Raw genomic sequence first — 21,103 nt, 5'->3', positions numbered from 1 at the left:
AAGGGACGCAACGATGCGACCGCTACTCCTCTCAGGTGGCCCGGCAGTCGGTAAGACGACCTGCGCTCGGGCTCTCGCCGGTGCTCAGGAGCGAGCTGCCTACATCGATAGTGACGACATCCGTCAGCTCATCGTCGCCGGGGCCTCCACGTCGTGGTCCGGCCCGGACGGAAGAGCGCAGCACGCGCTCGCGGCCCGCAACACTGCCGACCTCGCGCGAAACCTCAGCGGTGCCGGCTTTGTTGTCACGGCCTCGGACATCGTGACCTCCGAGGTCCTACCCGTGTACCGCTCGCACCTACCCGAGTGCTTCATCGTGCACCTCGCGATCTCCCTCGACCAGGCCCGAACACGCGCAACCACCCGTCCGGTTTACATAACGGACGAAGAATTCGAGCTACTGCACCGGATCAGTGCCACTCCGCCACCGGTAGACCTCATCCTCGACGTCACAGGTATGGCCGTAGACGACCAGATCAAGTCCATCGGCAACGCTTGGGTGAAGGCAGAGCCGACCGTCCGGTAGCCGATCGCCTGTCGGACACGTTGGGCCGCTCTGCATCGAGCGGCTGGTCTACCGGGCGCGTCTGTCGTCAGTCGTGAACCCGGGACTCTCTCGACGGTCCTGCAGAGTCTCGAGTTCCTGAAAGAACGTGATCTGCCACCCCGCAGGACCCTGCACACGCGCGTTCTTCGACCGGAAGGGGGTCCGGATCGGCGGGGCGAGAAGGTCGGCCCCAGCTTCGGTCGTACGAGCGACGGTGAGATCAGTGTCCTCCACCTCCAGCGCGATCCGGAGGACCGGAGCGCCGGGGTGCGCCGGTGGCATGCCCTCGACTTCGTCGATGTTGCTCGCGTGGGTGGGAGTGGCGAGCTCGATCGTGGCGATACCTGCATGGAGGATCGCAACTCGGTCATCGCCGTCCGTGGCAAACGCGACCTGTTCGGGCATGCCGAGCGTGTCACGGTAGAAGCGGACCGCCTCGTCGAAGTCGTCGGTCTCGATGATCAAACGGAGCTGCTTCGGGGTCGTGGGATTCGTCATGACTCCCACTCTCGTTCCTGACGTGCGGGTGAGGGGCAAGGCCCCATTGAGTGCGCAGTTCCGCCAGGCGATCAAGTTCTTGCGTGATCACGTGTTTCTCGCTGCGGAGCCGTGTTTCGGCAGCATCGACGGTGGACCGTAGTCGCTCGGATGACATGACGGGATCTGACAGCGCGGGCAGGAGTGCCCTGATCACTGAGCTGCAGAAGCCAGCGGCGAGCAAGTCGCGGATGGTAGCGACGGCGCTCTCATGCTGTGGGCTGTACACCCGCTGCCCGGCGGCGGTCCGCTGCGGTGCGAGCAAGCCCTGTTGCTCGTAGTAGCGCAGCGCTCTCACGCTTGCTCCAGTCCTGGCAGCGAGTTCTCCGATGCGCATACTTCGATCTTCAGGCAAGGGAGCGGATCGGGGTCCGATCCGGGTGACTCAGATGGTGCAGTGTCCGATGATCGATCGGCTGGCGGACTGCGTCGTGATCTGCGCTGCGGGGGTGCCCCTGCATGCCGTGAACCCGACACGGCATGCAGGGGCTGCGAGCTGTGAACCCGACACAGCGACGCAGTGCTGACGGTGTCCTGGTGATCAGTCAGGATGCCGTCCGGCGGGGGTGGGCCCGTCCGTTGTGCTCTGATCCAGTGGTGCTGCTGGTGCGGTCAGCAGGCTGGTCAGAAGTGCGGTGATGAGCGCGGACGCGGGGTAGCTCGTCCGGCACTCGGGATCTGGTTCGCCAGTGGGCAGCCAGCCGGCCTCTTGCCAGGCGGTGAGGGTCTCGAGGCCGATGCCGGCGTAGGTGGCGAAGACGGTGCCTGGGATCGGTCCGTCAGTATCTGCGCGCGTGCGGATGGAGCCCGCTGTGACCCCGAGAGCAGCTGCGAGGTCGGATGGTGTGTACCCGGCGGCGATGCTGCCCGCGAGCAGGAACCTCGTGATCCGGAACGCGTCGCGTCTCGCTGGTCCGTGTGCGGTGGCCTCTTTGGTGCGAGCCGCGACGAGGACCTGCAGCATGACGGGTCCGATGTCAGTCATCGTGCGCGTCCGTCTGCCGGTTGTGGTGGACTGCACGCCGAATGGCGTGCAGGTGCTCGAGCGCAGCGGTGAGGACCTGTTCGGTGCCGCGTATCCCGAGCGAGCCGGTGTTGGTGCGTGCTGATGCTGCGACGGCGGCGTTGTCGGCAACAGCGCGGCTGATCACCACGAGGGCGAGGGCACGCTCAACCGGATCCGAGGTGTGCCGGACCATCCGGCGGGTCCGCGCGTCCAGAAGCGCGAGGCGGAGCTTGTGATCACTCATGGACAGTTGCCCTGTTCGTGGGGTGATGACGGTAGGTCCGTGTGGTTGGTCGTTGGAAGCACGATCGGCGGCTCGCCAGGGCGGCCGCCGATCGTGTCGCGGAACCCGGATGGGGTCCCGCTCCTCAGCCCCACCGCTGAGGGGTCACCGCACGGTCTGGGATCAGGCAGACCGTGCGGTGATCCATGGTCCGGCCGGCACTCAAGTGTGTGCGAGCAGCGCCGGCCGGACCATGGACTCGTTAGGCGTTGTCCTGCGTCTCACCGTTCAGGCGACGACGTCGGACCACCATCAGCCCACCGCCGAGCGCGAGGAGCATCAGCGCCAGCCCGATACCGGGACCGACCAGCTCCGTACCGGTAAACGCCAGACCAGGCGGGGTCGGCGGAGCGATCGCCTTCACGGTTGCCGTTGACGGGACCGAAACGGTCGGGTCGCCCGACGGGTCGGTGCCGGCCGCGGTGGCGGTGTTCGACAAGGTGCCGCTGGTGAGGTCCGCCGCGGTGACGTGATAGGTCGCCGTGCAGGTCACCGAAGCGCCCGGCGCCAGGGAGGCCGCCGCTGCCGGGCAGGTCGGCTCGGAGAGCTTTCCGGAGCCGGTGAACTTGCCTTCCTTCGCGGTGACGTTCTTCTGCGTCACGTTCCCGGTGTTGGTGATCTTGAACGAGTACGTCAACGTCTGACCCACCGTGGTGATCTTCGCCACGTCGGAGGTCTTCACCAGGGCAAGGCTCGGCTGGGCCGTGTTCGGCACCGTCACGGTCGACGGGTCCGACGGCGGCGTGTTGCCGCCATCAGGGGTGGTCCCGCCAACGGTCGCGGTGTTCGTGATCTTGCCCGCGTCCACGTCGGCCTGCGTCACCGTGTACGTCGCCGTACAGGTGACCTGCGCCGCGGGTGCCATCGTGGCCGACTCCGCCGGGCACGTGATCGGCGACAGCTCACCGGTGCCGGAGAACTTCGAGTCATCGATCTTCGGGTCCGTGATCGTCACGTTGCCGGTGTTGGTGACGACGAAGGAGTACGTCACCACCTCACCCACCTTGTACGACGCACCGTCAGTCGAGGCCGACTTCACGACCGTCATCGACGGGGACTGCTCGACCGTAACGGTCGAGGACGACGGCGGCGACACCGGCGGGGTGCCACCGTTGGGCGGGGTGCCGGTCGCGGTGGCGGTGTTCGTGATGGAGCCACCGTTGTCGATGTCGGCCTGGGTCACCGTGTACGTTGCCGTGCACGTCTCAGCAGCACCAGACGCCAGGGTCGGCTCGGGGCAGACGACGTCGGAGAGCTCGCCGGTGCCGGAGAAGTCGCCCTCGTTGACGGTCACGTTCCGCAGGGTCACGTTGCCGGTGTTGGTGACCTTGAACGAGTACGTGATCTGCTGGCCCGCTTCGCTTGCTGTCGACGCGGACGCGGTCTTCGCGACCGTGATCGCCGGGTTGTCCGGGATCGGCACGGTCACCTCCGATGGCGGCGACGTCGGCGGAGTGCCACCGTTCTCCGGCGGCGTGCCGCCAGCGGTCGCACTGTTGGTCACCGAGCCGGAGTCAACGTCTGCCTGGGTGAGCGTGTACGTCGCGGTGCAGGTCTCGTTCGCGCCGGCGGCGAGGGTCGGCTCGGGGCAGGTCGGGTCCGACATGGTGCCGGTACCGGTGAAGTCGCCTTCGTTGATCGTGATGTCGCTCAGCGGCACGTTACCGGTGTTCGTCACGAGGAACGAGTAGGTGATCTTCTGCCCGGGCGTGAAGTTGCCTTCGCCGGACGGCGACGCGGACTTCACCATCGTCAGCGCCGGCGCCGGGGTCGTGGTCGGCGTCGACGTCGTCGACGGGGTCGACGTGACCGGCGTGGTGGAGCCCGGCGGGGTGCCGTTGGCGGTTGCGGAGTTGTCGACCGAGCCGTTGGTGAGGTCGTCCGCGGTGATCACGTACGGCTCGTCCGCGGTGCACTCCTGCGAAGCGCCAGGGGCAAGAGTGGGCTCCGGGCACGTCACACTGCCGACCTTGGCATCCGTGACACCGATGTTCGACATGGTCAGGTCGCCGGTGTTGGTCACCGTGAAGGTGTACTGGATGGTGTCGCCGACGTCGGTGAGACCGTCCTCGTTCACGTCGACCGGGGTTCCCGCATGCTTCTCGATCGAGAGGGTGGCCGCCTTGGCGGTGTTCGTGATGGTGCAGGTGATGTCATCGCCGATGGCGGGAGCGACCTGTTTCGAGGTGCCGGTGCCGGATGGCAACGGGGTGTCCGATCCAGCAGCGTTCACACACGCCCAGGACGCGGTGTAGTTGGAGAGCAGGGTCGGTGAGCCCGCGGTCGCGGTCTCCCCCAACTGGTAGCTGGCGCCCGTGGTCCGCGGCAGGGTGGTGATCGCACCTGTCGTCGCCGTGTTCGCCGTGCCGGTGCTGGCCGTTCCGACGGCAGTGCGTTCCGGAGAGGTGACGGCGAGGTCGAAGGAGTCAGCGGAGTTGATGCGGCTCGCGACCTGCTTGTTGATGGTCACCTTCGCCGTCTGGATACCGATCGCGACACCCGACCGCGCAGACGTCTGCCACTGCGTCGTGAAGTTCGACGGTGTGTCCGCAGCGACCAGCAGCGACGTCGACTTGCCGCCCGCGGTGCTGGACCCGCCCGCGCCGGTCCCGGCGCAGCTGATCTGCGTCGTGCCGACGCCGACTGGGTTCTTGCAACCCCAGCCGCCGTTGGGCGCCAGCCGCTCGATTTCGTCCAGCGGCTTGTCCGAGCTCCAGGTGAAGGATTCGCCCTGGACGTTGTCCTCTGTGTCGGCGGCGACGAAGGAGTACCCGGTGACCGGGTTCCCGGCGGAATCGACGACGCGAATGTTGTCGAAGCTGAGGTTCGCGCCCTTGAATGCGGTCGGGTCGGCGCCGTACTCGCTGTAGAGGCTGTCCAGGCCCGGAATGCCGCGGTAGGCGTCGGTTCCGAACGCGAAGCGTGTCTCCAGCGGTGTGCTGCGCTTCTCCATGCTCATCTGCGCGTCGCCTGCGACGTCCGTGATGCGCGTGGTGAACTCGGCGGTGTACCCACCGTCCAGGGTCACCTGCATAGGCTGACCCGCTGCCGTGCGCGCAGTCGCCTCATTGAAGTCGGCGAAATCGAACCAGCAGATGGTGTTCGCGTACTTGCCGTTGTTAGCGGAGTTGTCGGCATACCCACACCCCTGCGTAGCGGCCGCGGCGGGAGCCTGCCCCACCCCGCTGACGGCTGCACCGCCCAACAGCGTCGCGGTCAGCACCAAAGCTCCGACCATCGACGCGGACCGAAGACGGCGGGACCGCAGCCGCGGCATCACCCCAACCCCGACACGATTCTTCGGGCGCCGCAACGCGCCCGGCCAGCTCAACTTCATCCTGATCCCTCTCAACGGGTTCCCCGGGCGCAGGGATACACACGGGCGCCGTGCCTCTCAGACGGCGCACCCAGTCTTTGGTCAGGTTAAGAGCATTCCCAGCGCGATCTCCGAAGTCAGCAGAATTTGACGCGATCGCTGCAGAATCTGGCACCTCGCACCCCGCATTGTGGGGGTATGAGATCGATTTCGTTGCTGCGACTGATGGCGTCGAACGTCAGCTGTCCTGCAAACTCCCAGCGGAGGTGGGGCTTGTGACGATGGGTATTGCAGCCGCGGAACGGTGTGACGATTTCGGCTGGCATCCGCATGGGCGGATCGACACGACACTCGTCGCGAAGATCGCGCAGCATCCCCGGTTCGGGATGGGCCACGCGTGGTCGCGCTCCGCCGAGTACGCCCTCACGACCGCGCCGGAACGCATCTACCTGGTGCTGACGGTGGAAGGCGGCTTCCGGTTCACCGTCGACGGTGAAGCCGTGATCGCGGAGCCCGGATCGCTGATCCTTCTCGACGGCGCAGCGCCGACGACCGCGAAGACGTTGACCGAGACGGCACGATTCGTCTGGCACATCGATTCGACCGCGCTGGACCCCAACCGGGCCCGATTCCGGTTCGGGGAACCCATCGGCACCAGCGGTGCCGCGGTGCAGGTACTGACGAACATGACGAACGCGCTCCTGCAAGCGCCCCCACCGGCAACCGAACTCGCGCGGCACCACATCGCGCAGTCGCTGGAGAGCATGCTCGCCGCGGTCGTCGAGGAAAGCGGCGACCGGCAACACGGCGCCCCTCATCACCGTGACGGCTTGTTCATGGCCGCGCTGGCGGTGATCGGGTCGAACTTCCATGACCCTGCGTTCAACGTCGCTCGCCTTGCCCGTGAGCTCTCCGTCAGCGAGCGAACATTGCATGCTGCGTTCACGAGCATGGGTACGACACCACGTCGGGAGGTCGAGCGGCGCCGCGTTGCCGAAGCGAACCAGATCAGCACCGCGACGGCGTTGATCCCCGCTCGCGACCTCGCCGAGCGGTGCGGGTTCACGTCGGCGCGACAGCTCACGCGCGCGCTCGCCCGCGCCCAGGGCGACTAATAAGCAACACGACGGTCGTCGCCGGCTGCCGTGAGTGCGGGCGGGTTCTGCGTTAGCCCGTGTGCTGTACGACCCGCATCGGCAGCCGGTGCGCGATCGCGCCGTCGACCTCGATGACCCATGAGTAGCCGCCCACCCGCTCGAGCAGCAGATCGTTGATCGTGAACGTCACCGGGTGTGTCTGGTCATCCCCTGCGCGCACCCACGGACTCCGCCCAACCGTGAACCGATGCCCGATCGCCGCGACGGCGGTTCCGACCGGCATTCCCGCGGCGTGCCGTGCCAGCGGGACGGGGTCGCCGTCTTCGGTCTCGAGCCGCAACGTCACAGCGTGCTCGACGTCCGTATCGTTCCACCCCACCTGCAACAGCACGCCCACCGCGACGCGTTGCTGTACCGCCGGCAGTGCCGACACGACCAGCTGGTCCCATCCGGCACCCAGGACGTAGAGCTTCCCGTTCACCGTCTCCGCACTGTCGGCCAAGAACGCCGTGATTCCAATCCCCATCCCCGGAGAATCTCACAACCGCAGGCGAGGAACCTTCGCATCCCCTTAACAGGACATCTGTCGGTCACAATCGGCAAGTGGTGGTGGGGCTGCCCCTAGGGGGAGGCGGCCCCACCACGTTTCACGCTCACCGGGGTAACCAGCCCCGGTGCCGCTCTGCCGGGAACCCTCGCGTGACCCGAACACGCGCTGTCGGCAGAGCAGGTCTGTCAGGTCCGGACGGCTTGGATCACCATGTTGTCGACCGATGGTCCGCCCTGGGGGCGCTGCAGGCAGGTGATGACGACGAGCCGGTTCGGGGTGTCCGCCCAGATCGTCGCGGACCGTGACAGGTCGGTCTTCTTCACCGCCTGCGCGCCGGTCACCTTGTAGGTGACGCCGTCGACTTGGATCGTCGTGCCGAGACCGACCTTCGACTTCTGGTCCTTGACGTCGATGAGGTAGTTGCCCGGTCCGACACCGCCGTTGCGGAGTGAGTGCATCACCACGAACACGGTTCCCTTCGCTGGGTCCTTCGTCGAGACGCCTTCGTTGCGGATCCAATACGCGGACGTGAACCCGGTCGGCTCCACCGTCCCACCGACGGCGTTCAACGCTCCCAGCGGCACGTCGAGGCCGACGGACTTCACGACGAACTGCCCACCCGAGTCGGCCACCGCGGACGCCGAGGCGGCCGCGGTCGGGACGTCTTCCGCCTGGACCCGGTTGCCGTTGAGGTCGACCGGTCCGGAGTGCGTGGTGATGTAGCCGAGGACGCTCATCACGAGTGCGAGGGCGGTGGCGACGCCGACGATGAGGAAGATCCATCGTCGGCGTCGCCCGCCTTCATGGGTGGTGTCAGTCACCGAGGTTCGCACCCCGACGACGCAGTGCCATCAGCGCCAGCGTGACCATCCCGGCCAGCGCTGCTGCTCCGGAGCCGATCCAGGGCCATACCGGCGCCGGGGCGAGCGCGGTGCCACCGGTCGCGACCGACGGACCTGCCGGCGGGATGCCCGGGTCAGTCGGGGTCGGCGGGACCGTGGTGGTGGTCACGCAGACGCCGTCCGGGTCGCAGACACCGCCCGGGGTGGTCGGGACGACCGCGTTGGTCAGCTTCCGGTCTCCGGTGTCGGGGTCGTTGACCGTCACGGAGTACGTCACCTTCACCGTCGCACCAGCCTTCAGCGGACCAGCCCAGGACAGCGTGTGCCCCTTCACCGTCGCCCCGTTGGAGGCGTCACCGTTGTAGGTGGCGTCGTCGAGGACCTTTGACAGGTCGTCCTTGAAGGACGCCGGACGAGCCGAGGTGTAGTCCTCAGCACCGGTGTTCGTCACTGTCACCGTGTAGGTCACCGTCTGGCCGGGCTTCGCGGAAGCGGAGGATGCAGCCTTCGCGACCGTGTAGGAAGCCGGCGGGACGACCGTGGTGGTGGTGCAGCCGCCAGGGCGCACGCATCCGCCACCCGGGGTGGTCGGGACGACCGCGTTGGTCAGCTTCCGGTCTCCGGTGTCGGGGTTGTTCACCGTGACCGAGTACGTGACCTTCGTCGATCCGCCGATTGGGATCGCGCCCTTCCACGAGAGCGTGTTCCCGGTGACCGTGCCGCCCGCGGAGACGTCGTCGTTGTAGGTGGCGTCGTCGAGGACCTTCGAGAGGTCATCGTCGAAGGTCGCGGGGGCTGCGTCGGTGTAGGCAACCTGACCGGTGTTGGTGACCGTCACCGTGTATGTAACCGTGCTGCCCGCATCTGCGGTCGCCGTGGACGCAGCCTTCTCGACCGTGTACGACGCAACCGGCGTGTCCGTGATGCACCCCTCCGGCGTGATGCACCCACCTCCCGGCGCAGTCGGGGTGACCGCGTTCTCGAGGTGCTTGTCCCCGGTGTCGGGGTCGTTGACGGTGAAGGAGTACGTGATCGTGGCGACCTCACCGGCTGCGAGAGGCCCGGCCCAGGTCAGCGTGTTCCCGTTCACCACGGGCGCTGCCGCGGTCGAGGAACCCGAGTACGACACGGCCGCGTCACCGTTGTACGTGGCGTCGTCGGTGACCTTCGACAAGTCGTCCGAGAACGACGCCGGGTTCTCGGCGGTGTAGTTGCCGGTACCGGTGCTGGTGACCTTCACCGTGTACGTGACCTCGTCCCCCGCGACCGCACTGGTGGCGCTCGAGGACTTCGCGACCGTGTAGCAGAGCCCACCAATCGCGATATCACCCGTGCCGGAGTTCAGCGGCAAGTAGGTCCAGTCATCGATCACTCGGTTGTTACCCCAAGCGTTCCCGGCGCCGTCGTAGGCCCAGCCGTGCACGCCACCGGTGCTGTTGACGCCAGCGGTGCCGTCGACCTGCGGAGTCGTGGTGGTGCGCCCATCCGTGCTGAGGTTGGTGTCGTCCCAGTAGATGGTGCTGTCCGGGGAGCTGGCACCGTTGGTGCGGGTGATCTGGATCCCGCCGGCGCGCCCTTCGACGTCCTGGTTGAGGACGTGGATCTCGCCGACCTTGTCGTACAGGATCCGAGCGTTCATGAGCGTGCAGTCCGCGATCGGATTACCCTGCCCGTCGAGACCGTCGAAGTCGTAGCTGTAGCTGCCGGAACCGTCAGCACCGAGCTGGATCGTCCGGTCGACCGCGTCGTCGTAGGAGCCGTTGCCGTTGGTGTCGACCTGCAGCTTGTAGCCGCCCTGGAAGCGGTCGTTGATCGAGTAGGTGAAGGTGCCGTTAGCGGAGTTCGCCGAGGCCGGTGTGAATTTCAGGTCGTTCACGGCGAGGTCCTGCGCCGTCAACGGCGCAGGCTTGACGATGAGGGTGCCGTCAGGCGAGGTTGCCGTTGCGGGGAGCATTGCTGAGGGCTGCTGGAAGAAGATCCGGAAGTTCGTCCCACAGTTCGAGTCCAGGCTGCCGTCCTTCGACTGGTACGTCGGGGCGCAGTCAGCAGTCGGGTTGCCGATGCTGTTCGCCTGGATTACCGACCCGATGCCGTTGTAGTCGTTGAGGTTGACCGTGTACTGGTACCCGGTGTCATTGACCATGTAGTAGGTCAGATCCTGGAGATTGGCCGACCCGCCACTCTGGAGGATCGTGTACCGCGTCGACCACACCCGACCGGACTGCGCAACACCACCGTTGTTCACGGTGATGTTCCAGTCAAAGCTGTCGTTGCCCGACTGCTCGGTCATCGTCGCGACGATCTTCCATGCGCCAGTCGTGCTCGAGGTCAGTCCCGTCCGACCGCATGCGGTGCCCTGAGTGGATTCGGCAGTGATCGTGCACGTCCCGGCGAGTGTCCCGTCAGGTGCGTACGCATTGATGGTGACGCCCGTACCCGCGGCCCGCGATCGCACGTCCTTCGTGAAATTGAAGTCGACCGTCTCCCCCGCCTGCGCATATGCGTAGAAGGTGTTGTTCGCGAAGATCGGCGCACCCTCGGCGTTCGCTTCCGCGTGCGCTGCCGTCGGCGCGGCAACCACCCCCACGGCAGCGAGGCCCGAGACAGCGAGAGCGCCGATCGCGATCAACGAGGTGAAGCGCACACGACGCGACGTGCTGCGCGAAGCAGGTGGCGCGTTCTTGCGCCAGCGGCGGATGGAGTCAGAAATTGACACAGAGATTCCCCTAGAAGAGGCAGCCCTGCCAGGTACCAGGGCTGGAACGAACGATGGTTGCGCTCAGTCAATGGCCAGGTTGGGTGGCGCTTCAACGGGAATCGGCTAAGTCTGCAGGTTTTGGTCCGCATGACTGCAGGTTTTGGCAATGCCAGCATCAAATGCCCCTCGGACGAGGTACGCGGTCACTTTGCATCAGGACGCCCCCAGGCCGTCACCTGCCGCACGCAGTCTTATGTCAATTTGAACGCGCCGGTGTGTCCCTCTCCGAGCAGACCAGGCCGACCTGCCCGTCGAACTCTGCACGCAGCTCCTGCGCGAGCCGAGGGATAACATTGCTCCTCAGCCCCTCGTCACCTTGCCGCTGCAGGACGGTTGCGCCGATACCCAAATAGTGACGAATCAGCTCGGTGTTCACGCGGCGCTGTGGTGTGAATCGGGCAGCGCGCACTTACTGCTTCAGCTCGGCAAGCGCTGCGGCATACCCGGATACGGCCGGCGACGAATCAGACGTCACCATCCAGTCTGCCCGACCTCCCGAAAACAAGACACCGAACAAAGATTCTCCGGGGCCACCTATGCCAAGGTGGAAGCGACCCCCGAATGAAAGGCGACCTCCACATGGCGCAGAAAGTCACCACGCACCTCGTCGACGACCTCACCGGCGACACCATCGAAGACGGCAAGGGCCGCACCGTTACCTTCGGCTTCGACGGCGCCCACTACGAAATCGACCTCACGGACGACAACGCGGACGCGCTTCGTGAAGCGTTCTCCGACTACGTCGCCGCGGCCCGGAAGATCAGCGGCCGCACCGGTCGCACCAGCGCCAGCAGCAGCCCAAAGCGCGGCAACTCAGAAGAGCTCGCGAAAATCCGCGAGTGGGCGAACGCGAACGGTCATGAGGTCTCCTCCCGCGGCCGCATCAGCCAGGCCGTCCGCGACGCCTACGACGCCGCACACTGACACCACTCCCCCATGCAGAAGAGCCGGCCACCCTTCGGAGTGGCCGGCTCTTCTCGTTGGCGCCGATAGGGCGAAGTTATGTCAGCGGGCGGAGGCCCGCCTCACTGAATGCGTCTCAACCAACTCAATCTTCTGCTGACGCGACGGATCCCACGTACGACATCGATCCGCCGCTCGGAGCCGCTGGTGTGGACGTGTCAGCCGCAAGCTCACTCGTCCGGAACTCTTCCGCCGCGGGCTCCACGGTGTACTCGACCACCTCGACTGCATGGCTTTTGAGGGCGTCAAGTACCTCGGCCGGCGTGACGTAGAAGAACTCACGTCGGAGGTTGACCTTGTTCACCCGCTGGTTCGCGAACGTCTGGTGCAGCATCGTCTCCACTCCGACAGCGTCGTCGGCGAAGAACAACGCGTGCACGTCGAAACGGAACGGCACTGACGCGTCGCCGAGTTCGATGACGCGGTCCATTGGCTTCAGGCGCCTCGTCATGCCGATTTTCACCATGCGTTCCCCGAACGCTCCGACGTTGGAAATCACGTATACGTAGCCCGCTCGCACATTGGCTGCTCGATAGTCGACATCGGTAATGGCGCGGTCGACGTCCTCAAGCCGCGCTTGGACGCGCGCGGCACCTTCCGCGTCGCCGTTTGCCTGCAAGGCAGCAAGAGTGGACAGGTAGTGCTGGCGTTCCTTCTCGAGACGGTCGTGCTCGGCTTGCAGTTCAGCGGCAGCGCGCTGCTGCTCGCGGAGTTCCGCTCGGCATTCTCGCTCGCGTTCCTTTTCCGCCTGCACCGTCTGGAGGTGCTCGTTGGCGAGGGCGATCTCCTCAAGCCGCATCTGGTGGTAGCTCGGCTCAATGCGAAGATCGATCATCGTGCCGCTCTTCGCGATCTGCTCCGCGGCCTTGCTGAGCCGCGTCTGCGCGACGTGCAAGTTGCCAGCTCGAGTGGCCTTGATGGCGTTATCCGCTTCCGCATTGTATGCACGCAGCAGCACCTTCGCCATGTCCGTCATGAACTTCCGGCCCTGCGCTTCGGAGTTGTTGAACGTGAATCGTGGCGCTGTGGTCACCGCGCGCTTGTCACGAACCGCGTTCTTGATGCGGTAGCGCAGCGCTTCCAACTTCGACGCAAGCTCCGTTGACGACGCAGCTGGGTTCTCGAAGTCAAAGAGCCCGATCGCCTGGAGCTCAACCGCGGTGGTCAAGTCGACCAGCTCTGCTCTTCGGGCACTAGGGCGTGTTGCTAAATGCTCGCTCAGCTACGGTCTTCGTGTGCTCGATACATCCAGACTCCGAATGAGGCGGCCTCGTGAAGCTGACGTCGGTGCGGTCCTCGCCTATAGGTCGAGACCGGACGTGGCTCAGTACCTGAGCGCTGGAACGTGGACTCGGGAGCACACCGCGAGTGAGCTCTCCCTGTACGCTGCAGCGCGGTTCGACGGTCCCGGCGACGAGCTGGTTCTGGTGGTCGAGCTTCTTGAGACAGGCGAAGTTGTCGGAGAGGTCGGGCTCGTCTGGCTTCACGATGACAGCGCCGAGATTGGTTACGTGTTCAATCCCCGTTTCGGTGGGAAGGGCCTGGCAACTGAAGCTGTGGGAGCTCTCCTGGCTGCTGCCCTCAGCGACTGGGGCTTCCTTCAAGTAGTAGCTAAGACGGACGCCGCCAACGAATCTTCGCGTGCGCTTTGCGAGCGGCTTGGCATGAATCTGGTCGCGACGACGCTCACAAAGGACGGGCGAGGCGTCGAGGAATCTACCTACGCTGTGTCGGCATCGGCAAACTGAAGATCAGTTCGGAGAAGAAGAGGTGGGTCTCTCGGCCCACAGCATGGTCGCGGCGAGGCAGAGGGCTGCGTGGTAGTTGCGGGCGGTCTTGTCGGAGCGCATCGCGATGCCCCGCCACTGTTTCAGCCGGTTGAAACACCGCTCGACGACGTTCCGGCCCTTGTAGTCGTCCGCGTCGAACACAATGGGCCGGCCCGGACGCTTTCGGCGGTGTGCGATTTGGTCGTTGCGCTCAGGGATCGTCGTCTTGACGTCCCGTGCCCGCAGCCATGCGCGGTTGGCCTTCGATGGGTATCCCTTGTCGGCGCGCAACCGGTCCGGCCGAAGTCGTGGACGTCCCGCGGTCGGGACGCGGATCTGGTTCATCGTCGCCGGCAACATGATGGTGTCGGCGACCTGGCCGCCGGTTACGACGAACCCGAGTGGTCGGCCTCTGCCGTCGCAAACGAGATGTGTCTTCGTCGTGAGCCCGCCGCGCGACCGGCCGATCGCATGATCCGACGGCTCAGCGGCGGACTTGTTGTAGTTCGAAGTGCCCCTTTTTAGCCCGTGGCAGTGTCGCTCCATGCTGATGCACGCGTGCGCTCGTGGAATCGATCGACGCCACCCAGTCGATGTCCCCATTGCGCTCGGCTACGCCTTGCACGTGTTCGAGAACACGCGCCCAAAGGCCGTTCTTCGCCCATCGGTCGAAGTTGCGGTAGATCGTGTTCCAGTTTCCGAACCGCTCCGGCAGGTCTCGCCACGGAGCGCCCGTCCGGAACCGCCACACCACCGCTTCCACGATGACCCGACGATCGACTGGCGGGCGTCCTCTCGTTTTTGCAGGCGGGAACAGCGGACCGATGACAGACCACGTCTCGTCAGAGATCACGTCACGCGACACAATCCAAGGATGACCGAACGGTTCCGGCCGACCGTTTAGCAACACGACCTAGCCCGGCTGCACGCGCGCGGCGGGCGACGGCCTTCCCGACAGTGGTGGGGCTGATGTCGGTGTTCCGGAACAGTCCCCACTTCGACACTGCGCGGAAGAACGGCATCGACGCCGGCAACCGATCGGCACCGAGCCCGTCGGCGCAGACGTGGACGGCCAGACTCGCGCCGGTGATCGCAGCGAACAGGCCTGCCTCTCCGCGAGCGTCTTGCGCGGCCATGAGGCGGGACAGCCGGACGAACGAGCACGGGGCGCAGGTAACCGGATTCGCACCCTGCTGCAGCGGCTTGATCCGCCCGATGCCGTCCTGGTCCGTCTTCGACTTCCGCACGCGCGCGTAGACGCCCTCGCCGTCGACGAGGCGGAGGTCGGCGACGGTCAGTGCGGTGAGCTCGGACTCGCGGAACGCGCCGACGAACCCGAACAGCGGCAACGCGTGGTCTCGGGTGGCGAGCGCGCCGGTCTGCAGGTCGGCGATGTCGATCTTCAGCAACGTCGTCTGCAGCGCCTTCAAGGTCATCGGTTTCGCCCGTCGTACCGGGACGGAGCGGGTGCGGCGGATCCCCTTCAATACGTCGCGGACGATGGGTCTGGAGCCGGGTGGGGTGTGTCCGCGACGAGCGTGCTCCCAGTCGATCGCCGCGACGTACCGGCTGATCGTCGCTGGTGCGTACCGCTGCGCACCGTCGGGGAGGACGGCGTTGGCCTTATCCGCGAGAAACGCCGCCACCTCCGCCGGGTCGACCGGTGCCGCCCTGATCAGCTCGAGCTCGTGTGGCTCGGAGACCTCGTGGTCGAGGAAGCCGGCGCGCCAGCGGGCGAACTGCCGGAGGTCCGACTGGTAGGCGCGGATCGTGTTCGGCGACAGTGACGCTTCCGCGAACGCTCGCGGCGAAGCGTCCGCCGGCACCGTCACCGAGGCGCCAGCGGCGGATGCCCCCTCCCCCGCAGCAGCTCGGAGCCGCGCGAACGCCGTCCGAGACCGCTCGGCAGCAGCACGATCCGCATCCGACGCCTCGCGTCCACGCGTCGCACGCGGAACGGAGGTCGACTGCACGTCGCCACGGCCCGCATTGCGCTGCAGTTCGGTGCTCACGTGCCCTCCTCCGCGCTCGGCCAGCACTGTGCACGCCTGTCGCGTCAGTTCCGATAAAGCTCTTCTCGGAACGAATTGGCGATGGTGGAAGCGGCAAACAGCTAAGGCGTTTTCGTGGCGTTCGACGACAGCTTGTCTACCGGAGCCTGTCGTCCAGTTGAGTTGCACCGCAACTAGACGCACAAGGCGCGGCCCCTTCTGGAGGGACCGCGCCTTGCCCACTGCTTAGAGCTTCAGTGCCGCAGCCGCGTCGAAGCCGAAGTCGCGAGCCTGGAACTCTTCAATCTGCCCATCGAGGGCCAAAGGGTACAGCCGAGAAAAACCCGGTCCAGTACCCAGGTCTGCGGTCACACGGAAGTGGTGTTCGTCCCGCTCTATCAAGACGTACCGCAGCCGGTCGTTCGGCTCTCGAAATGCCCACTCGTAGCCTCCGAAGTCGAGCAGCGCTGACGCCCAACCATCCCACTCGTCACCGAATTCGCGGGCGATGGCGACCGCTCCCGGCATCGGCGCAGAAATTGAGCTATCGACCGTCTGCACAGCGCGCGTCAGTTCCGGCAGGCTTCGCTCGTCGATTGATACCAAGGGGATGCGTGCGCTTTTTCCTGATGCCAGGGCGAGCTCGGCTGCACTGTGCTCGTTTACGATCCGGTCGACGACGAAGGTGCCGCGTGGCTGCGCTTGCACGATAGTTGCGAGGTGGACGAGCAACCAAGCGAAGGAGGAGCGTGATAGATCGTCCATTGGCTATCCCACTGTCTCCTTGATCCACGATGGGCACTTCCCCTTGATCGGCGGGCAGTAGGACGAGATGACGCCCTTCGTCCCGCCCCACTCGTAACTGCGGAACGACACAATTGTGCGCACAACCTGCTGGTGGATCAGCCTGCCCCGCGAGGAACGCTCCTGGAACGTTGCCTTGTACACGTAGTTCGGCGAGCCAGCTTCTGGTTTCTTCGAGTCCGGGTACTGCGTGGAAACTCGGACTGCCTTGATGCTGAGGTTGTGGCTATCGCGGATCTTGAACCAAGCGCCGTTTCGGAGGTAGACAGTCTTACTGTTGACGTCCTTCCAGCTGCTGGCGATGTACGTATTGTGGGGCTGCTGCTTCGCCTTCGCGAGCTGCACGGTGTACCCCGTCGTGCGCACGTAGGTTGCCGTCGTCATCACCGACGTCTGATCCGATGGCGTCGCCGAGTCAGTATCGGTATCGGTATCGGTATCGGTATCCGAAACAGCGGTGACCGTCGGCTCCGCCTCCGACGCAGACACGATGAACGAGGATGGCGCAGTAGTGACCGTCGTGTTCTGCTGCGACGGCCCGGATGGGCCGGTAATCGTAGCCGTCCAGTAGTAGGTGTGGCCGTCCTGCAGTGCTCCCGTCGGGACATCCCAGTCGCTTGCGCCCTCGGTGCTCGACACCACCGGGGCAGAGACGCCGTTTGGGTCTTCCGACACGGTGAACTGCACGTTGTCACCATCGCCGTAGTAGTCGCCTGTCGGCTGCACACTGAGAGTAGGCGTCATCGTAAGAGTCATCCCGGACGCCGGCGTTGTCTGCTGCTCTCTTGTTGCCCAGTCCCCAAACCCAAGCTGGTAGCTCGTCGTCGCGAGTTCGTTCCCGTCATCATCAAGCAGAGCCGCGCTCAGCGTGTTGATGCCTCCGAACGGGACCACGAGGGAGGTAACTGACGTGCTGGTGGTGTCAGACAGTTCCAGCTCACTCATGGACACGTCGTTGTCGGTCAGATCAACGGTGTAACCAGACTCCGGAGTCGGTGCAGCCGTCACCGTGCAGTTGATTGCGTCGGGCACGGTGGTCGTCCAGGAATTCGGTGAGTACGGCGCATCACACGCCAGCTGCGGCGCTTGTGGGTTGGCATACCACCCTTGGATGTCGATGACGAAGTTCGTGGCGCCGGCGCCGATGTTGTGGAGGTTGATCTTCCCGTTCGCGCCCAGTGGGACGGTGATCGTGTTGGTGCGAATAGTGCCGTCCTCATAGCGGAGAGAGGCGGTGTCAGGTTCGGTGGTGCCGTTAGCCCAGACCCGGCCCCAACCGCCACCGTTGGTGGCGATGCTTGTCAGCGTCAACACGACCGCGTTCACGCCGGACCCCATCACTGGGACGCCGGCCTTCCCGGCGACGTCGTACGCGCGGGTCTCATTACCGGCGAGGTTCCCGCCAGTGTTGCGAGTGTCGACGATGCGGCCCTGCCCCGGGGTGAACACCGCCCCGCCCTTACCTGCGGCGGTGAAGTACCCCTGCACGTCGATCGCGAGATCGATCGTGCTGTTGGCGTTGTAGATGGTGATCTTGCCATCCGCGGACAGCGGCACCTGCGCCTGCATCGTCGTGATCACGCCGCCGGCGTAGTTGAACGAGTTCGCAGGCCGCGTCGCACCGGTGGCGTACGGGGTGAGGTAGCCCACGCTCGAGGTGCTGTTCAACGCGATGAGGTTCACGATCACCGCGGACGCACCAGCAGGAACGCCAGCGGTGCCGGTCACCTGGAGGGTGGCGGACTTGCCGCTGGTGAGCTGCGCCTTCGGGATGCCGGTCCCGGAACGGCTGTCCGCGACCCGCTTCCCGTTCGACGGAACAAACCCGCCCGGTGCGGTGCCGTCAGTGTTGGCCGTGTAGTAGCCCTGCACGTCCAGGATCAGCCGGACGCTCGTCTCGGCATACACCTGGACGGTGCCGTCCGAACTGACGGCGAGAACGGACGAGAACGACGTGTTCTGCTTCGCCTCGCCACCGTAAATACCCATGAGGGTCTGGCTGGTGTCGGCGTCGGGCCGACCGAACAGCTGCCCTTGACCGGGAATGTCCGCCACGGTTGCGACAACGGAGACCGCGCCAACGGTGCCGTCATCAGGCAGCCCTGCGGTGCCGGTGACCTGCACGGTCCGCCATGCCTTCGCCGGCATCGGCGTGCTGTACCCGCCGATGTTGTTCTTCGTGTCCAAGATCCGACCGGTCGTTGGAACGAACACGCCACCGGTGCCGGTGTCGTTCAACGCCTGTGCCGGTGTTGCCACCAGCAGCGAACCAACAAGCGCCAGCGCGCCGAGCGTCGCGGCAGCGATGCTGCGCGTCCTCGAGCGCGGAGCGTGCAGCAACGAGCGCACGAAACCCCCTACGTCATGTCGACAGCAGGTGGTGCTGTCAGTCGTCAAAGCATAAGAATCAGTCGAGAAGGAGAGGTGCTACCCGAATGGGGGCCAGAGACTAAAACACCAGGTCAGAGCAGGTTGTACCGGACCGGTATGAGTGTGTCTTCATGAAAAAGACGCCACGGGAGGAGGCCCAACCCCTGCCCATCGCCACGATCACGACGACCAGATACAGTCAGCGCGTGAACCTGTTACCCCGTCGTCCTTCGCGTGTACTCGTTTATGTCCTGGTCCTCGCGGCCGCAGCCTCAGCGATCGTCGCCATGATCGCCACCCATGAGGCATCTCCCTTGCGCCCGGCATGGGTGCTCGGTAGTTCGACTACTCACTCTTACGTTGCGACCAAGAGTCAGTGGGAGATCGCAAGCAACGCTCAGACCGTGGCTTGGGTCACCGGAGCCCTCGCACTGGCCCTTTTCCTGTCAGCACTGACGACCTGGGCCGTGGCGTACGGGCGGACGAGAACGCCGCACAAGCCCGCTTGACCAGAAACGTGCAAGCGAACATGAGCAGCCACACGCGTCGCTCCACCAAACCACTCAGCGGCTAAGCGGATACCGGCGCCCAGGTCACCAATACGAGTCCGCTAGCCGATCGGCTACCGCACACGTCGCGGCCGATTCGGGATCCCGCGAAGATCCGGGGGCCTCGGTGTCTCAACAGGCCCGCCCGGCGATCTGTCCAGTGACGGCTCCCTTCGTGAGACACGGTGGAAGCTTCCGGTTGTACGTGCTCCAGGTCAGGGTTCGAGGGTGTCGGTCTCCGTCGTCAGTGCGGCTGCGAGGTCGGCTTCCGACGGTAGAGCAGCGCGTACCGCTGGTGGGAGGAGGTCGTAGCTGGCGACACCGATGGGGGTCTGCTGCCCCGCGAGGGAGTACCGGACGACGGCGTCGTTCTTGTCCGCGACCAGCAGCAGTCCAACGGTGTCCGCATGTTGGGGGCGGCGAAGCTTGTCGTTGACGAGTGCGACGTAGAAGCCGAGCTGACCGAGGTACTCGGGCTTGAACTTCCCGGTCTTGAGCTCGATGACCACGTACCGGAGCTGTTCGACGTGGAAGAAGAGCAGATCGACGTAGAAATCGTCGCCGTCGACGTCGAAGTGCACCTGCCGGCCGACGAACGCGAAGCCCTCGCCGAGCTCGCGGAGGGTGTCGATGATCCGGTCGACGAGTGCCTGCTCGAGGTGGCGCTCCTTCGCGTCACCGTCGAGGGCCAGGAAGTCGAGCACGTACGGGTCTTTCGTGATCTGCTGCGCCAGATCCGACTCCGCCGGCGGGAGCACCTCAGCAAAGTTCGTCGCGCCGCCTGCAGCCGGGTGTGCGCCTCTGACCGGAGGTGGTGCTCAAGTACGTTCCGCGACCACCCATGCGCTGCCGCCTGGCCGGCATACCAGTCACGGAGCTCATGGTCATCTAGCCGGTCGAGGAGGACCGTGATGTGCCCCCGCGGCAATTGTCCAACAGCCTGTTGGACAACTGCATCCGCCGACCACTCCCCCGCGAACCGGCGCATGTAGAACAGGTTCGCTCGGGAGAACCCCTTCATCTCGGGGAACTCAGCACGCAGATCCGTCGCGAGCCGGCTGATGACGTTGCTCCCCCATCCTTCATCGCCCTGGCGCTGCAGGATAGTCGCGCCGATCCCCCAGTACAGACGGATAAGTTCCGTGTTCACGCGCCGCTGCGCCGTGAACCGGGCAGCGCGCACTTGCTGCTTCAGCTCAGCGAGAGCAGCGGTATACCCGGATGCGGCTGGCGAGGATTCAGACATCACCGCTCAGTCTGCCCGACTGGCCGATCGGAAGAAGAGCGAACGAAGCGTTCTACGGGGTCAGCTATGCCAGGGTGGAGGCGATCCCCGAGCGAAAGGCGACCTCACTATGGCGCAGAAAGTCACCACGCACCTCGTCGACGACCTCACCGGCGACACCATCGAAGACGGCCATGGCCACACCGTGTCCTTCTCCTTCGACGGCGGCCACTACGAGATCGATCTCACCGACGACAACGCCGAGGCGCTCCGCGAAGCGTTCTCCGACTATGTCGCCGCAGCCCGCAAAGTCACCGGTCGATCTGGCCGCGCTGCAGCCGGCAGTGCACCGAAGCGTGGCAACTCGGAAGAGCTCACGAAGATCCGCGAGTGGGCGAACGCGAACGGCCACGAGGTCTCCTCCCGCGGCCGCATCAGCCAGGCCGTCCGCGACGCATACGACGCCGCGCACTGACCGCTCCCTTAAGCGAATCGGC

General features: G+C 65.4%; 19 protein-coding genes and 1 pseudogene. 5 read left to right on the top strand and 15 right to left on the bottom strand.

Features of this window, described 5'->3' with window-relative positions; all coding sequences use genetic code 11:
• Positions 1-13: 13 nt before the first annotated feature.
• Positions 14-526, top strand: coding sequence for a P-loop nucleotide/nucleoside kinase family protein (locus ABIC61_RS12810; RefSeq protein WP_354030205.1), 513 nt, complete (start codon positions 14-16; stop codon positions 524-526).
• Positions 527-574: 48 nt separating this feature from the next.
• Here ABIC61_RS12810 and ABIC61_RS12805 read toward each other — a convergent pair whose 3' ends face one another.
• The 5 genes from ABIC61_RS12805 to ABIC61_RS12785 form a co-directional block, all read right to left on the bottom strand.
• Positions 575-1,012 (bottom strand): VOC family protein, encoded by a 438-nt coding sequence (locus ABIC61_RS12805; protein ID WP_354030204.1) that lies wholly within the window; start codon positions 1,010-1,012, stop codon positions 575-577.
• On the bottom strand, positions 963-1,421 hold the full coding sequence (locus tag ABIC61_RS12800) for a MerR family transcriptional regulator (RefSeq protein WP_354030203.1): 459 nt from the start codon (positions 1,419-1,421) through the stop codon (positions 963-965). Before ABIC61_RS12800 ends, ABIC61_RS12805 begins: the two co-directional genes overlap by 50 nt.
• Before the next feature lie 204 nt (positions 1,422-1,625).
• Positions 1,626-2,069 (bottom strand): hypothetical protein, encoded by a 444-nt coding sequence (locus ABIC61_RS12795; RefSeq protein ID WP_354030202.1) that lies wholly within the window; start codon positions 2,067-2,069, stop codon positions 1,626-1,628.
• Positions 2,062-2,334: a hypothetical protein gene (locus ABIC61_RS12790; RefSeq protein ID WP_354030201.1), complete on the bottom strand. Its 273-nt coding sequence runs from the start codon at positions 2,332-2,334 to the stop codon at positions 2,062-2,064. The genes ABIC61_RS12795 and ABIC61_RS12790 overlap by 8 nt, the downstream gene beginning before the upstream one ends.
• Positions 2,335-2,575: 241 nt before the next feature.
• Positions 2,576-5,401, bottom strand: coding sequence for a CLIPPER-2 domain-containing protein (locus tag ABIC61_RS12785; protein WP_354030200.1), 2,826 nt, complete (start codon positions 5,399-5,401; stop codon positions 2,576-2,578).
• Positions 5,402-5,970: 569 nt separating this feature from the next.
• Here ABIC61_RS12785 and ABIC61_RS12780 point away from each other — a divergent pair.
• Positions 5,971-6,804 (top strand): helix-turn-helix domain-containing protein, encoded by an 834-nt coding sequence (locus tag ABIC61_RS12780; RefSeq protein WP_354030199.1) that lies wholly within the window; start codon positions 5,971-5,973, stop codon positions 6,802-6,804.
• Positions 6,805-6,856: 52 nt separating this feature from the next.
• On the opposite strand, the gene ABIC61_RS12775 is transcribed toward ABIC61_RS12780, so the two are convergent.
• The 3 genes from ABIC61_RS12775 to ABIC61_RS12765 form a co-directional block, all read right to left on the bottom strand.
• Positions 6,857-7,312 (bottom strand): DUF6941 family protein, encoded by a 456-nt coding sequence (locus ABIC61_RS12775; RefSeq protein ID WP_502908809.1) that lies wholly within the window; start codon positions 7,310-7,312, stop codon positions 6,857-6,859.
• A gap of 209 nt (positions 7,313-7,521) precedes the next feature.
• Entirely contained in the window at positions 7,522-8,157 is a 636-nt protein-coding gene (locus tag ABIC61_RS12770) for a class F sortase (protein WP_354030197.1), read from the bottom strand.
• Positions 8,150-10,468: an isopeptide-forming domain-containing fimbrial protein gene (locus tag ABIC61_RS12765; RefSeq protein WP_354030196.1), complete on the bottom strand. Its 2,319-nt coding sequence runs from the start codon at positions 10,466-10,468 to the stop codon at positions 8,150-8,152. The genes ABIC61_RS12770 and ABIC61_RS12765 overlap by 8 nt, the downstream gene beginning before the upstream one ends.
• A gap of 1,047 nt (positions 10,469-11,515) precedes the next feature.
• Between ABIC61_RS12765 and ABIC61_RS12760 the strand changes: the two genes are divergently transcribed.
• The gene (locus ABIC61_RS12760) at positions 11,516-11,860 is read left to right on the top strand and encodes a histone-like nucleoid-structuring protein Lsr2 (protein WP_354030195.1); all 345 of its coding nucleotides are present in this window, start codon (positions 11,516-11,518) and stop codon (positions 11,858-11,860) included.
• 124 nt (positions 11,861-11,984) lie between these two features.
• Here ABIC61_RS12760 and ABIC61_RS12755 read toward each other — a convergent pair whose 3' ends face one another.
• Positions 11,985-13,067, bottom strand: coding sequence for an SNIPE associated domain-containing protein (locus ABIC61_RS12755; RefSeq protein WP_354030194.1), 1,083 nt, complete (start codon positions 13,065-13,067; stop codon positions 11,985-11,987).
• 91 nt (positions 13,068-13,158) lie between these two features.
• On the opposite strand from ABIC61_RS12755, the gene ABIC61_RS12750 reads away from it, so the two are divergent.
• A complete protein-coding gene (locus ABIC61_RS12750; RefSeq protein WP_354030217.1) occupies positions 13,159-13,647 on the top strand; it encodes a GNAT family N-acetyltransferase in 489 nt (162 codons plus the stop codon).
• 3 nt (positions 13,648-13,650) lie between these two features.
• Here the strand turns inward: ABIC61_RS12750 and ABIC61_RS12745 are convergent, their stop codons facing one another.
• The 6 genes and pseudogenes from ABIC61_RS12745 to ABIC61_RS12720 form a co-directional block, all read right to left on the bottom strand.
• Positions 13,651-14,214 carry an IS5 family transposase gene (locus tag ABIC61_RS12745; protein ID WP_354030193.1) on the bottom strand — a complete coding sequence of 188 codons (564 nt, stop codon included), beginning with the start codon at positions 14,212-14,214 and terminating at the stop codon, positions 13,651-13,653.
• Positions 14,153-14,521, bottom strand: coding sequence for an IS5 family transposase (locus ABIC61_RS12740; RefSeq protein WP_354030192.1), 369 nt, complete (start codon positions 14,519-14,521; stop codon positions 14,153-14,155). Before ABIC61_RS12740 ends, ABIC61_RS12745 begins: the two co-directional genes overlap by 62 nt.
• Before the next feature lies 1 nt (position 14,522).
• Positions 14,523-15,680, bottom strand: a complete 1,158-nt coding sequence (locus ABIC61_RS12735) for a site-specific integrase (protein WP_354030191.1) — start codon at positions 15,678-15,680, stop codon at positions 14,523-14,525.
• A gap of 225 nt (positions 15,681-15,905) precedes the next feature.
• Positions 15,906-16,424 carry a hypothetical protein gene (locus ABIC61_RS12730; protein WP_354030190.1) on the bottom strand — a complete coding sequence of 173 codons (519 nt, stop codon included), beginning with the start codon at positions 16,422-16,424 and terminating at the stop codon, positions 15,906-15,908.
• A gap of 3 nt (positions 16,425-16,427) precedes the next feature.
• A complete protein-coding gene (locus tag ABIC61_RS12725) occupies positions 16,428-18,812 on the bottom strand; it encodes a hypothetical protein (RefSeq protein ID WP_354030189.1) in 2,385 nt (794 codons plus the stop codon).
• 784 nt (positions 18,813-19,596) lie between these two features.
• A pseudogene (locus tag ABIC61_RS12720) lies at positions 19,597-20,531 on the bottom strand (PDDEXK nuclease domain-containing protein).
• Positions 20,532-20,736: 205 nt separating this feature from the next.
• On the opposite strand from ABIC61_RS12720, the gene ABIC61_RS12715 reads away from it, so the two are divergent.
• Entirely contained in the window at positions 20,737-21,081 is a 345-nt protein-coding gene (locus tag ABIC61_RS12715) for a histone-like nucleoid-structuring protein Lsr2 (RefSeq protein WP_354030188.1), read from the top strand.
• Positions 21,082-21,103: the final 22 nt, after the last annotated feature.

Source organism: Curtobacterium sp. 1544, from assembly GCF_040544915.1.
Lineage (GTDB): Bacteria > Actinomycetota > Actinomycetes > Actinomycetales > Microbacteriaceae > Curtobacterium > Curtobacterium pusillum_C.
Note: the sequence above shows the minus strand (reverse complement) of the source record. Positions and strands in the feature narration are given on the sequence as shown.